The 12,940-nt window shown below is 62.2% G+C and carries 10 protein-coding genes; 4 read left to right on the plus strand and 6 right to left on the minus strand.

Annotation, left to right across the window (positions count from 1 at the left end; genetic code table 11):
* Positions 1-56: 56 nt before the first annotated feature.
* On the minus strand, positions 57-1,934 hold the full coding sequence (locus HX811_RS23260; RefSeq protein WP_177047568.1) for a bifunctional O-antigen ligase/aminoglycoside phosphotransferase family protein: 1,878 nt from the start codon (positions 1,932-1,934) through the stop codon (positions 57-59).
* Between the two features lie 159 nt (positions 1,935-2,093).
* On the opposite strand from HX811_RS23260, the gene msbA reads away from it, so the two are divergent.
* Positions 2,094-3,899 (plus strand): lipid A export permease/ATP-binding protein MsbA, encoded by a 1,806-nt coding sequence (msbA, locus tag HX811_RS23265; protein ID WP_177047570.1) that lies wholly within the window; start codon positions 2,094-2,096, stop codon positions 3,897-3,899.
* A 154-nt stretch (positions 3,900-4,053) separates the two neighbouring features.
* Positions 4,054-5,475 carry a bifunctional D-glycero-beta-D-manno-heptose-7-phosphate kinase/D-glycero-beta-D-manno-heptose 1-phosphate adenylyltransferase HldE gene (gene hldE, locus HX811_RS23270; protein ID WP_003209486.1) on the plus strand — a complete coding sequence of 474 codons (1,422 nt, stop codon included), beginning with the start codon at positions 4,054-4,056 and terminating at the stop codon, positions 5,473-5,475.
* Positions 5,476-5,608: 133 nt separating this feature from the next.
* On the opposite strand, the gene HX811_RS23275 is transcribed toward hldE, so the two are convergent.
* From HX811_RS23275 to HX811_RS23290, 4 genes are all read right to left on the minus strand, one after another.
* On the minus strand, positions 5,609-6,577 hold the full coding sequence (locus HX811_RS23275) for a hypothetical protein (RefSeq protein ID WP_003209488.1): 969 nt from the start codon (positions 6,575-6,577) through the stop codon (positions 5,609-5,611).
* Between the two features lie 41 nt (positions 6,578-6,618).
* The gene (locus HX811_RS23280; protein ID WP_003209490.1) at positions 6,619-7,431 is read right to left on the minus strand and encodes an aldo/keto reductase; all 813 of its coding nucleotides are present in this window, start codon (positions 7,429-7,431) and stop codon (positions 6,619-6,621) included.
* Positions 7,428-8,597, minus strand: coding sequence for an FAD-binding oxidoreductase (locus HX811_RS23285; RefSeq protein WP_177047572.1), 1,170 nt, complete (start codon positions 8,595-8,597; stop codon positions 7,428-7,430). Before HX811_RS23285 ends, HX811_RS23280 begins: the two co-directional genes overlap by 4 nt.
* A gap of 126 nt (positions 8,598-8,723) precedes the next feature.
* A complete protein-coding gene (locus tag HX811_RS23290; RefSeq protein WP_003209492.1) occupies positions 8,724-9,059 on the minus strand; it encodes a multidrug efflux SMR transporter in 336 nt (111 codons plus the stop codon).
* Positions 9,060-9,162: 103 nt separating this feature from the next.
* Between HX811_RS23290 and HX811_RS23295 the strand changes: the two genes are divergently transcribed.
* Together HX811_RS23295 and waaA are read left to right on the plus strand one after the other, a co-directional pair.
* Positions 9,163-10,053 (plus strand): LysR family transcriptional regulator, encoded by an 891-nt coding sequence (locus tag HX811_RS23295; RefSeq protein ID WP_008439125.1) that lies wholly within the window; start codon positions 9,163-9,165, stop codon positions 10,051-10,053.
* Between the two features lie 23 nt (positions 10,054-10,076).
* Positions 10,077-11,354, plus strand: a complete 1,278-nt coding sequence (gene waaA, locus HX811_RS23300) for a lipid IV(A) 3-deoxy-D-manno-octulosonic acid transferase (RefSeq protein WP_177039703.1) — start codon at positions 10,077-10,079, stop codon at positions 11,352-11,354.
* A 118-nt stretch (positions 11,355-11,472) separates the two neighbouring features.
* Here the strand turns inward: waaA and HX811_RS23305 are convergent, their stop codons facing one another.
* Positions 11,473-12,912, minus strand: a complete 1,440-nt coding sequence (locus HX811_RS23305; RefSeq protein WP_017478318.1) for a TolC family outer membrane protein — start codon at positions 12,910-12,912, stop codon at positions 11,473-11,475.
* Positions 12,913-12,940 lie beyond the last annotated feature (28 nt).

The raw sequence follows: 12,940 nt of genomic DNA on the forward strand, positions 1-12,940 counted from the left end.
GAGCCATTGCGTTCATCGCAATGGCCCGGGGCCTGCAACCCCGGCGCTTCAAACCATCACTTGGCCGGGTTCGCTACCTGCGCAACCGGACGATTGAGCCTGGACACCTGGTCACGGATCTTCGCCGTGGCGCTTGGCGATGCTGCCGAAGCGTAGCCAGCGGCGAGTTGTTCAAAGTGGGTTTCGAACAACCAGTTGCGGTCCTGGGGATAACGCTGCATGTGCCGCAGGTTGCGCTGGCGCAGGGCGTTACGCAGCGGCGATGGGTAGATGCGCATGTCTGCCACGTCAATCAGGCCGAACTCGCCATCATCCATCAAAAGTACGTTGCCCAGGTGCAGGGAGCGGAAGTATACGCCGCGCTCGTGGAGCTGGGCCATGAACCGGCCGAAACGTTCGATCAGCGATTCCCGCAGGCTGCTGTCCAGGCTTTGCAGGGCCTGGCGCAGGGTCAGGCCGGGCAGCGGCTGATAACGTACGGCGCTGCTCGCATCCTTTAACTGATAGAGATTGAGGATGACCGGTGATGGAATCCCCAATGCACGCAGTTGCTCGCTGTTGCTGGCAAAGCGCTCTGAATAGGGATTGAAGCTGCCTGAGGTGTACCAGCGACGAGGGCGGAACAGCTTGAGGAAGCTGCCATCCTCCAGGCGCAGGACCTTGGGCCCGAGGCCATCGGCTTCGATCACGTGGGCGTTGGCGCACAGCTGTTCGAAGTCTTGCGATTTCAGGCGTTGAACCGGCATGCGCAGCAGGCTGCGGCGACGCTGGGCGATGCTCAGGCCGGCGATCAGTGCCAGCGGGATCCACAGCAGGAACCAGTGCTCTTTTGGTCGCGAGAGAATGCCGCCGCCCTCGGTCAGGCCGGCACCGATGCCATAGGCCAGCAGGGAGGAGGCCAGGATGAACAATGGCTGCGCACGTTCCTTGAGGCTTTTGTACAGGCCCCAGCCGAGCATGAATATCCACGGGATGAAGCCGATGATGCCGACGTAATAGAGCACGCCGAGGGCAAAGCTGTGGGGTTCGCGCAGTTGATAGCCGTCGGCAATCGTCAGGTACAACTCTGAGTCGTAGCTGTGGCCGATCCAGGGGTGTTCGGCGATACGCGCGAGCGACATGCTCCAGAGTTCGAACCGGAACGAGCTGCCACGATTGGTGATCATTTCGGGATAGAACAGCAACAGCGCCGCAGCGCCCAGCGCCATACAGGCGATCAGCAGGGCCGAGCGACGATTGCGACTGATGAAACTCATCCAGAGCACGGCGAGGACCAGTGCAACCATCGGTGTTCTCGAGCCGGTGGCCAGCACCGCCGCGGCCATGATTGCCAGTGCCGGAACGCTGAACCAGAGTACGTGAGCACGCTTGGTAGTCATGCACACATACAGCCAGTAAACGCAGAAGAATCCGAATACGTGAGAGCTCAGCAGCGGATTATCAAGTGCACCACGCCCGCCGATCATTCGCGTGCCATCCGAGATATGGGGAGCAAAAGCCACCAGGCTGCAGGCGCTCGATACCAGCGCAATCAGCGCGGCGCAGAAGAAGATCGGCTTGAACAGTTCGCTGCGGTAATGCAGCAACAGTCCGAAACCGGCAAACAACGTGAAGGTATTCGGTGGCCGCTTGAACAGGTCGGAGTCTGTCGTAGCCTCAGGGCTCCAGAGCAGGCTGGTGAGCGCCCAGCCCGAGAAAACCAGGAAGGCAATCGCCAGGGGCTCGCGCAATACCTGCTTGAATTCCGTCGGGCGCAGGCACAGCAGCAACAGTGTCGGCGCGGCGAATAGAAGGTAGTAAAACCTGTGCAGCACATTTCGATTGGTAACGAAGAACAGCGCACTCAGGAGCAGCAACAAGCCGATGGGCAGAATCCACAGACAGAGGAAGTCGAAAACGCGGTTTGAGCCATAGGTAAGGCGCTTGGATTGCATACAGAAAAGCCGTTCCAGAATAAAGAAAGCCAACCATACTAATGTAGTGGCTATACAATGTCGTCCGTTGGATCCAACGGGGCTGCGGTTGTGCCGCGTGCAAGTACAACAGAGAAGCTGTGCTAAAGTCAGCCTCCTTTTTCAAAACCGCCGCGTGATATGACCGACTCCAGTCCGAGCGCAAGCCCTTCGAGCTTGAAAATATACTTCCGCCTGCTCAGCTACGTTAAGCCCTATGCCGGCTTGTTCGCGCTGAGTATCGTCGGCTTTCTGATTTTCGCTTCGACCCAGCCGATGCTGGGCTACATCCTCAAGTACTTTGTCGATGGCCTGTCCAACCCTGAAGCGGTGTTGTTCCCCACGGTGCCTTTCCTGCGTGACCTGCAACTGCTGCAGGCCGTGCCGTTGCTGATCATCCTGATCGCCGCGTGGCAGGGCCTCGGATCGTTCCTGGGCAACTACCTGCTGGCCAAGGTTTCCCTGGGCCTGGTCCATGACCTGCGGGTGCAGTTATTCAACAACCTGCTGACCCTGCCGAACCGCTATTTCGACAATCACAACTCCGGGCACCTGATCTCCCGCATCACCTTCAACGTGACCATGGTCACCGGTGCTGCGACCGATGCCATCAAGGTGGTGATTCGCGAAGGCATGACGGTGATCTTCCTGTTCGCCTCGCTGCTGTTCATGAACTGGCGGCTGACCCTGGTGATGATCGCCATCCTGCCGTTGATTGCCGTGATGGTCAGCACCGCAAGCAAGAAATTCCGCAAGCAGAGCAAGAAGATCCAGGTGGCGATGGGCGATGTGACCCACGTTGCCTCGGAAACCATCCAGGGCTACCGCGTGGTGCGCAGCTTCGGCGGTGAGGTGTATGAGCAGAAGCGCTTCCTCAAGGCCAGCCTGAGCAACACCAACAAGCAACTGCGCATGACCCGCACCGGCGCGATCTATACGCCGGCGCTGCAACTGGTGATCTACAGCGCCATGGCAGTGTTGATGTTCCTGGTCCTGTACCTTCGCGGTGATGCGTCGGCGGGTGACATGGTCGCCTACATCACGTTGGCCGGCCTGTTGCCCAAGCCGATCCGCCAGCTGTCCGAAGTCAGCTCGACCATCCAGAAAGGCGTGGCCGGTGCCGAAAGTATTTTCGAGCAGTTGGACGAAGACGTGGAAATCGATCGCGGCACCATCGAGCGCGACAAGGTCAGCGGCCGCCTGGAAGTGCGCAACCTGAACTTCACCTACCCGGGCACCGATCGCCATGTGCTCAAGGACATCACCTTTACCGCAGAGCCCGGGCAGATGGTTGCCCTGGTGGGGCGTTCGGGTAGCGGCAAGTCGACACTGGCCAGCCTGATCCCGCGTTTCTACCACCATGAGAGCGGTGAGATCCTGCTCGACGGCGTGGAAATCGAAGACTATCGCCTGCTCAACCTGCGTCGGCACATCGCCCAGGTGACCCAGCACGTGACCCTGTTCAGCGACACGGTGACCAACAACATCGCCTACGGTGACCTCGCCGGCGCACCGCGGGCCGATGTCGAGGCGGCAGCGGCCGATGCCTATGCCAAGGACTTCATCGACCAGTTGCCCAAGGGCTTCGACACCCAGGTCGGCGAAAACGGCGTGCTGCTGTCCGGCGGCCAGCGCCAGCGCCTGGCAATCGCCCGGGCCTTGCTCAAGAACGCGCCATTGCTGATCCTCGACGAGGCCACCTCGGCGCTGGACACCGAATCGGAGCGCCATATCCAGGCCGCCCTGGACAAGGTCATGCAAGGCCGCACGACCCTGGTGATCGCTCACCGCCTGTCGACCATCGAGAAAGCCGACCTGATCCTGGTGATGGACGATGGACGGATAGTCGAGCGCGGTACCCACGGCGAATTGCTGGCGCAAAACGGTTACTACGCCCGGCTGCATGCCATGGGCCTGGACGCGCCGATCCCGGCCGACATCACCTGATCTGCAGGAGCCGGCCTGTCGGCGATGGCCACCGCGGTTGCACTGAAAAACCGCGGTGGCCGCATCGCCGGCAAGCCGGCTCCTACATTGCACAAGCCTTTGACAACCCTGTGGTAATATCGCGCCCCTGTTCATTTTGTATGTGGGTTGCTCCATGAAGTTGTCCATGCCGCGATTCGATCAAGCCCCTGTCTTGGTGGTCGGCGATGTCATGCTCGACCGTTACTGGCATGGCGGTACCTCACGGATTTCCCCTGAGGCACCGGTACCGGTAGTCAAGGTCGAGCAAATCGAAGACCGTCCAGGTGGCGCTGCCAACGTTGCCCTCAATATTGCCGCCCTCGGCGCCCCGGCATCCCTCGTGGGTGTGACCGGCGACGACGAGGCTGCCGACAGCCTGGCCAACAGCCTGAAGGGTGCAGGTGTGCGTGCGCTGTTCCAGCGTATTCCTCACCAGCCGACCATCGTCAAGCTGCGGGTCATGAGCCGGCACCAGCAATTGCTGCGTATCGATTTTGAAGAACCCTTCGCCACCGATGCCCTGGTGCTCAGCGCCCAGGTCGACGAGATGCTCGAAGGCATCAAGGTGCTGGTGCTGTCCGACTACGGGAAAGGCGCCTTGAAGAACCATCAGGTACTGATCCAGGCCGCCAAGGCCCGGGGCATTCCGGTGCTGGCAGATCCCAAGGGCAAGGACTTCTCGATTTATCGGGGCGCCAGCCTGATCACGCCGAACCTCAGCGAATTTGAAACCATCGTCGGCGGTTGCGTCGATGAGCACGAGCTGGTGACCAAGGGCGCCCAACTCATGGCCGACCTCGACCTGGGTGCCTTGCTGGTGACCCGTGGCGAACACGGCATGACCTTGCTGCGTCCTGATCACCCGGCCATGCACCTGCCGGCGCGGGCCCGTGAAGTGTTCGACGTGACCGGTGCCGGTGACACCGTGATTTCCACCCTGGCCGCGGCAATTGCGGCGGGCGAGGAGCTGCCCCATGCGGTGGCCCTGGCCAACCTGGCAGCAGGTATCGTGGTCGGCAAGCTCGGTACGGCGGCCATCAGTGCACCTGAGCTGCGCCGCGCCATCCAGCGATCCGAAGGCTCGGAGCGCGGCGTGTTGAGCCTTGAGCAACTGTTGCTGGCGATTGACGATGCCCGTGCCCATAACGAGAGCATTGTCTTCACCAACGGTTGCTTCGACATCCTCCACGCCGGTCACGTGACCTACCTGGAGCAGGCGCGGGCCCAGGGCGATCGCTTGATCGTGGCAGTCAACGATGATGCGTCGGTCAGCCGCCTCAAGGGGCCAGGCCGGCCGATCAACAGTGTCGACCGTCGCATGGCGGTGCTGGCAGGTTTGGGTGCGGTGGACTGGGTGATCAGCTTTGCCGAGGCGACCCCGGAAAACCTGCTGGCCCAGGTCAAGCCGGACGTGCTGGTCAAGGGCGGTGATTATTCCGTCGACCAGGTGGTGGGTGCCGATATCGTCAGTGCCTACGGTGGCAAGGTCAAAGTGCTGGGGTTGGTGGAAAACAGCTCGACCACGGCGATTGTCGAGAAGATCCGCAATAACTGATGGTGGGAGCGGGTTCGTGTGGGAGCGGGCTTGCTCGCGAAAGCGGTGGGTCAGCTGGCAGATGCAGTGACTGATACACCGCCTTCGCGAGCAAGCCCGCTCCCACATTTGACTGCCGCGACCTGATGTCCGGTTACGGGTTGGCTTTTTTCTTCGGCACGATCTTGCGCAAGATCTGCCGCGCCTTACCCGTCAAGCGCTTCAATTTCGATTCTTTCTCCGGTGCACTCAGCCCTTGCTGGCGCAGCCAGTCCTTCCAGCGGATCCGCTCATCCCGCACGATCCAGCCTTCCTGCTGGGCAAAGCTTTCAGCCAGATACAACCCTCGCGTACTCGCCGGATACAGCTGATCCTTCTTCAAGGTATACAGCTCCGCACACGGCTGCCCGTCCTTCAGCGGCATCAGGTACAGGTCCGGGCGCTGGCGGTCCAGGCGGGCCACCAATTGGTCGCCCTCCAGGCGCTCGTCCACATGAAACAGGCTCAGGGACTTCGCCTCCTTGGGCACTTCCAGGCGCAAGTCATAAATCAACTGCAGCGAAGCCGTGGGCAGGTGCACGTAGGCGCGTGGCCGTTCAATCAATTGCATGGTGGCGCAGCGCACCGGGCGCGCGGCCCCGGACAGCGGTGAGAGACGAAACGGCAACGCTTCGCGGTAGTGCAGGGCCGACGAGTAGGGCGCCGGCAGCCAGGTGTCATTGAAACGACCGCCCAGCCAGCCTTCCGGGGTTTCCAGCAGGCATTCCTCGGCGATTTCCTGGATGGCGGTGTGCAGTGGCAGGTTCAGTTCGTGGGCCGGCACATAGCCGGAGATCAGCTTGAGCACGACGTCGCCACGGTCTTGTCGGCGCTGGCGCACCAGCACCCAGTAATCGCGGTTCTGCCAGTGCAGCGTCAGGCGCACCGAGACCCCAAGGTTGGCCAGCTCCAGCACGAAACGCTCGGTGTCTTTCACCTCCACCGGCTTGCGCCGTTGCAGGGTCTGGGCGAAGTTGAGCGGCATGCCGACGCTCTGGTAGCTCAAGCCTTCGGGGGTTGCTTCGACGTGCAGCGGCAGTGTCTTGAAGTTGCTGGGGTTCTTTCTTATGAGCGTTCGCGGCATGTCGGCTCCTTCTTGCGTCGGGGTCGGCCGCGTCGGCGGCATCAGAGTTGGCGAATGACCTTGGCAGCGGTCGCCACGTTGTGGGCGAGGTGCAGCGGATTAATGGTCCCGACAATAGCACTGGCAACGCCAGTTTGCGCAAACAACAGCATGAAACTGGCGTGAATTGGATCCACTCCGGATTCCAGGCAGACATGGCCACTGGCTAGTGCCTTTTTCACCAGGATGCCCTTGCCGTGTGCGGCGGCATAATCAATGACGGCTTTCTCGGCCTGTTCGTTCAGATTGTAGGTGACCATGGCGCAATCACCTTGTTCCAGAGCCTTTACACCGCCCTCGACGGTTTTGCCGGAGAAGCCGAAACCACGGATCTTGCCCTCGCGCTTGAGGTCTTCCAGGGTCTGGTAAACCTCGCAATCATTGAGAATATGCAGGTCGTTGCCGTCGGAGTGCACCAGCACCAGGTCGATAAAATCCGTTTCCAGTCGTTTCAGGCTGCGCTCCACCGAAAGCCGGGTGTGGGCTGCGCTGAAGTCGTGATGGGATACGCCTTCGGCAAATTCTTCGCCCACCTTGCTGACAATTACCCATTCCTGGCGCTGGCCGCGCAATAGCGGGCCCAGGCGTTCTTCGCTGCGGCCATAGGCGGGCGCAGTGTCGATCAGGTTGATGCCCAATTGCCGGGCCTGGCGTAACAGCATCCGCGCCGCATCGTCATCGGGAATCTGGAAGCCACTGGGGTATTTCACCCCTTGGTCGCGGCCCAGCTTGACGGTGCCCAGGCCCAGCGGCGAGACCAGCAGGCCGGTGCTGCCCAGCGGGCGGTGGAGGTCGTGCAGAGTCGGCAGGGTCATGGCAGCAGTTGCTCCCAGGCAGGTTGGGCGATGGCGGGTTTCGGCAGCTCGGGCAGTTTTTCGGTAGTTCCTGGCTTGATGCCGTCACGTTCCAGTGCGTTGATCACTCGATCGGCGAAATCCGGTGCCAATGCCAGCTTGGTCGGCCAGCCCACCAACAGGCGATCCTGTTCGGCGAGGAACGCGTTGTCCGGGCGGGTCAGGCCTGACTGCAATGGTTCGGCGCGGTCGACGCGCAAGGTGGCCCATTGGGTCTGGCTCATGTCGATCCAGGGCAGCAACTGCCCCAGCTCTTTTTGGGCGGTGGCGATCTGTTGCTCCGGGGTACGGGCCACACCTTCGGCTTCGGCGATATCGCCGCCCAGGTACCACACCCAATTGCCGTCGGCGGCGGGATGCGTGGTCACGGTGATGCGCGGCTTGGTGCCGCCCCCCAGGCAGTGGGCGTACAGCGGCTTCAGGCCGGGGCCCTTGGCGATGATCATGTGCAGCGGTCGGCGCTGCATGGCGGGCTGGCTCAGGCCCAGGGCGCCGAGCAGGTCAGCGGTGCCGCCGCCGGCGCTGACGACGATACGCTGGGCGCGGATCTCACGGCCATCGACCTTCAGGCCGACCAGTGTGCCTTGTTCCAGCAAGGGTTCGATCTGTTTGCCCGCGAGCAAACCGTCGCCGGCCAGTTGGGCCAGGCGTTCGATAAGGCTTGGGACGTCGATCACCAGTTCGGCCAGGCGATAGACCTTGCCCTTGAAGCGGCGATCTTGCAGGGCCGGTGGCAGGTCATCGCCCTTCACTTGATCCACGCGGCCACGCACGGCCTTGCTCGCGAAGAAACTGGTGAGGTTGCCGGCGATGGTGCCCGGCGACCACAAATAGTGGGCTTCGGACAGCAGGCGCACACCGGAGAGATCCAGTTCACCGTTGCCCGCCAGGGCTTCGCGCCAGCGGCGGGGCATGTCGGCGATGGCTTCGGAGGCACCGGTCAGGGCGCCGTGCAGTGCATATTTGGCGCCGCCGTGGATGATCCCCTGGGACTTCACGCTTTGCCCGCCACCGAGGGTGGCGCTTTCCACCAATACCGTGGAAAAGCCCTGGCGGCGCAGGCGCGCATTGAGCCAGAGGCCGGCAACCCCGGCGCCGACAATCAGAACGTCGGTGGAAATAGGCATGCGCGCTGCACCTCTGTGGTGGAAAAAGGGCGCGTAGTATAGCGCGCAGCGCCAAGCTTCAAGCGGTAAGCATCAAGTTAGACGCGACCGAGTTGTTTTTTCTTGCAGCCTGCAGCTTGCCACTGCTCAATGCCCGGCCGTTTTCGAGAACAACTGAATCACCACCACGCCCAGCACAATCAGGCCCATGCCCAGCATCGCCGGGATATCCAGTTTCTGCCCGTAGATAAACAGCGCGGCGATGCTGACCATCACGATGCCCATCCCGGCCCACACTGCATACGCGACACCCACCGGCACGGTGCGCACCACCAGCGTGAGCATCCAGAAGGCCACGCCGTAGCCGACGATCACCAGCAACAACGGGATTGGCGTGCTGAAACCCTTGATCGCTTTCATGGAAACGGTGGCGATCACTTCCGAGCAGATGGCAATGGCCAGGTAATAGTAGGCGGCGTTCATGGGGTAAATCCTCGGTACAGGGTCGCTTGATAAGGTTGGCATTTTAGAGACTTGTCAGATGCGGTAAAGTCATTACCTATCCGAATTGAAGATGGGTTGAGCCATGAGCGTGCAGTGGAGTCTTGAGCAAATGCGCCTGTTTGTCAGCGTCGCCGAGCAGCGTTCATTTTCGGCGGTGGCGCGGGACCAGCGTCGGGCACAATCGGCAGTCAGCAATGGGATTGCCCTGTTGGAGGCGGACCTGGGCGTATCCCTGTTTGATCGCAGCAGCGGCCGCCAGCCCCGCTTGACCGAGGCGGGCACGGCACTGCTCGAGGAGGCGCGGGAAGTCTTGCGCCAGTGCGAGCGCCTGAATGGCCGTGCCTTGTCATTGATGCGCGGTGAAGAGGCGCGCCTGCGCCTGGCCCAGGATGAAGCCATGCTCTATCAGCCGGTGCTCGATAGCCTCGAAGCGCTGGCGGGAAAATTTCCCAGCCTGGAAGTGCAGTTGTCCAGCGCCGCCCAAGGCGATGTCGCGCGCAAGCTGGTGGAGCGCAAGGCGGATCTGGGCCTGCTGTTCTATCACGATCAGATCCCCGAAGCGTTGGAGCGCCGCGTGCTGGGTAGTGTGGAGATGGTGACCGTGTGCGGTATCGGGCATCCCATGGCCAAGGAGCAGTTCGTGGATTGCCAGCGCCTGGCACAGTTTCGCCAATTGCTGATGGCGACCCAGACCAGTGTGTATCCCGGCAGCGAGGCCGCCAGCCCGCAAGTGTGGCGGGCTGACAGTTTCTACGTGCTGGCCGAATGGCTGGCGCGCGGCCTGGGTTGGGCCTGGTTGCCACGGCATGTGGTGCAGTATCCGGCCTATCAGAACCAGATGGTCGAACTGAACAGCGAATGGACCCCGCCGGCGCTGGTGGTGGAGCTGGTCTGGCGCCGCGACGAACCCCTCGGCCCGGCCGCGCGTTTCCTCGCCGAACGTTTTGCCGAGTGCTTGCAGGCGATCGACTGAAAAAGCCGATAAACTCCGCCGCCATGAATAGAACTCTCTACAGCTGTCTGTTTTACCTGGCGCTGCCGTTGGTGGCTTTACGTCTGTGGCTGCGGGCCCGCAAAGCGCCGGCTTACGCGAAGCGCGTGGGTGAACGCTTCTCCTGGGGCTTGCCGGTGATGCAGCCTGGCGGGATCTGGGTGCACGCCGTGTCGGTGGGCGAAAGCATCGCCGCTGCGCCGATGATTCGCGGGCTGCTGGAACGTTATCCACAACTGCCGATCACCGTCACCTGCATGACGCCCACCGGTTCCGAGCGCATCCAGGCGTTGTTCGCCAACGAGCCGCGCATCCAGCACTGCTACCTGCCGTACGATTTGCCCTGTGCGGCCAAGCGTTTTCTCGATCGCGTGCAGCCGAAACTGGCAGTGATCATGGAGACCGAACTGTGGCCCAACCATATTCACCAGTGCGCCAAACGCGGGATTCCCGTGGCATTGGCCAACGCGCGGCTGTCGGCTCGCTCGGCCAAGGGCTACGGGCGTTTCGCCAGGCTGACCGCGCCGATGCTGGCGGAAATGAGCCTGTTCGCGGTCCAGACCGAAACCGAGGCCGAGCGTTTTCGCAGCCTGGGTGCACGGCCCGAGACTGTCGAAGTCACCGGCTCGATCAAGTTCGACCTGACCATCGACCCGCAACTGCTGGCGCGCGCCGCCGCGTTGCGTGAACAGTGGCACGCCAGTGAACGCCCGGTGTGGATCGCCGCCAGCACCCACGAAGGCGAAGACGAAGTGGTGCTCGCTGCCCATCGCCAGTTGCTTGCCAGTTATCCCAATGCGTTGCTGATCCTGGTGCCGCGCCATCAGGAGCGCTTCAACCCGATGTTCGAGCTGTGCCAGCAGCAGGGTTTCGCCACGGTGCGTCGCTCCAGCGGCGAGGCGGTGACGGCGCAAACCTCGGTGTTGCTGGGCGACACCATGGGCGAGTTGCTGTTTCTGTATGCCCTGGCCGACAGCGCTTTTGTCGGCGGTAGCCTGGTTGCCACGGGCGGGCATAACCCGTTGGAGCCGGCGGCCTTGGCCAAGCCGGTGATCTGCGGGCCCCACGTGTTCAACTTCCTGGAAATCAGCGCAATGATGCGCGACGCCGGCGCGTTGCAGGAAGTGGACGATGCCGAGGGTTTGGCGGTGGCGGTGCAGCGTTTGTTCGAACTGCCGCAGGACGCGCAGAAGATGGGGCAGGCGGGGCTGGCGGTGATGCGCGCCAATCAGGGGGCGTTGAAGCGTTTGCTGGACGGGTTGGGCAGACTGCTTAACGTCTAACAACACAAATCAAATGTGGGAGCTGGCTTGCCGGCGATACAGGCACCTCGGTACATCAGTCAGACCGAGGTGATGCAATCGCCGGCAAGCCAGCTCCCACATGGGTTATGTGTTGTCTTTAATAACCCGGGTTAGCCTTCAGCTGCGCCGCGGCGGCCTTGGCCAGGTCCGGCGGCAGGAAGTCCTTGTCCGGGTTGTAGTCGGCCTTCAGGTAACGCGCCAGATCCTGCAAATCCCCCGGGTTCAACGTGCCCGCCGCCTGCTTCAAGCGCAGGTTGTCGAGGATGTAGTCGTAGCGGCTGTTGTTGTAGTTGCGCACCGAGGTGTACAGCTGGCGCTGAGCGTCCAGCACATCGACGATGTTGCGCGTACCCACCTGGTAACCGATTTCCGTGGCTTCCACCGCGCTCTGGTTGGAGATGATCGACTGGCGGCGCGCCTGCACCTGCTCTACATCGGTGTTCACCGCGCGGTGCAGGTTACGGGTGTTTTCCACCACCTGGCGACGCAGGCCTTCGCGCTGCTGCTCGGTCTGGCCCAGACGGGAATAGGACTCGCGAACCTGCGAGCTGGTAAGGCCGCCGCTGTACAGCGGGATCCTCAACTGCAAACCTACGGTGCGTTGCGACACGTCACCGTGATACGGCTGGCCAAAGGCGCTCGGGTTACTGAAGCCCAGGGCGTCGTTGTCACCTTTTTCATATTGCGCCACGGCATCCAGGGTCGGTGCATGGCCGGCCTTGCGTTGCTTGAGGGTTTCCTCGGCGGCGGTGACCGCGTAGTTGCTGGCCAGCAGGTTCAGGTTCTGGCGGCCGGCGGTTTCGACCCAGGCCTTGGCGTCGTTCGGCGACGGCGGCAGCACCGGCAGCGTGTGCACGATGCCCTGGATCGAGTTGTACTGGCGGTTGGTCAGGGTGATCAGCGCTTCGAAGGCGTCGTCCACCTGACGCTGGGCTAGGATCCGGTTGGCCCGTGCGGTGTCGTAGCTGGCCTGGGATTGCAGCACGTCGGTCTTGTCCGACAGGCCCACGTCAAAGCGTTCGTTGGACTGGTCCAGTTGGCGCTTGAACGCGGCTTCTTCGGCCTTGGTGGACGCCAGGTTGTCCTGGGCCCGCAGCACGGCGAAGTAGTTTTCGGCGCTTTGCAGGATCAGGTTCTGTTCGGTGGCCGAGAGTTGCAGCGCGGCCTGCTCGTTGACGGCTTCAGCGGCTTGCAGCTGGAACCAGCGATCAGCGCGGAACAGCGGCTGGCTCAAGGTCGCGCGCCAGGAATGGGCGTCGCGGTTGACCGTGGCGGCGGGCTGGTCCAGCTGGGTGCGCACGTTATTGATGTCGGCACCGGCCGACAGGTTCGGCAGCAACCCGGCGCGGGCCTGGGGCACCACTTCTTTCTGCGCGCCGTATTGGGCGCGGGCGGCGGCCAGGTCGGCGTTGTTGTCCACCGCTTCCTGGTAGACGCTGACCAGGTCGGTTTTGGTCGTCAGGGGCGCTTCAGCTGCCCAGACCAGTCCGTTGGTCGCACAAGACACGGCAAGAGCCAGTGAAAGTTTGCGCAGCATGAGGCGATCCCTAGATTAAATATTACGG

The sequence above is a fragment of the Pseudomonas sp. F8002 genome (assembly GCF_013385495.1).
Classification (GTDB): Bacteria; Pseudomonadota; Gammaproteobacteria; order Pseudomonadales; family Pseudomonadaceae; genus Aquipseudomonas.

Bases quoted from the DNA above. Each gene is read 5' to 3' on its own strand.
- HX811_RS23260 (WP_177047568.1), bottom strand. From the start codon at position 1,934: ATGCAATCCAAGCGCCTTACCTATGGCTCAAACCGCGTTTTCGACTTC.
- msbA (WP_177047570.1), top strand. From the start codon at position 2,094: ATGACCGACTCCAGTCCGAGCGCAAGCCCTTCGAGCTTGAAAATATAC.
- hldE (WP_003209486.1), top strand. From the start codon at position 4,054: ATGAAGTTGTCCATGCCGCGATTCGATCAAGCCCCTGTCTTGGTGGTC.
- HX811_RS23275 (WP_003209488.1), bottom strand. From the start codon at position 6,577: ATGCCGCGAACGCTCATAAGAAAGAACCCCAGCAACTTCAAGACACTG.
- HX811_RS23280 (WP_003209490.1), bottom strand. From the start codon at position 7,431: ATGACCCTGCCGACTCTGCACGACCTCCACCGCCCGCTGGGCAGCACC.
- HX811_RS23285 (WP_177047572.1), bottom strand. From the start codon at position 8,597: ATGCCTATTTCCACCGACGTTCTGATTGTCGGCGCCGGGGTTGCCGGC.
- HX811_RS23290 (WP_003209492.1), bottom strand. From the start codon at position 9,059: ATGAACGCCGCCTACTATTACCTGGCCATTGCCATCTGCTCGGAAGTG.
- HX811_RS23295 (WP_008439125.1), top strand. From the start codon at position 9,163: ATGAGCGTGCAGTGGAGTCTTGAGCAAATGCGCCTGTTTGTCAGCGTC.
- waaA (WP_177039703.1), top strand. From the start codon at position 10,077: ATGAATAGAACTCTCTACAGCTGTCTGTTTTACCTGGCGCTGCCGTTG.
- HX811_RS23305 (WP_017478318.1), bottom strand. From the start codon at position 12,912: ATGCTGCGCAAACTTTCACTGGCTCTTGCCGTGTCTTGTGCGACCAAC.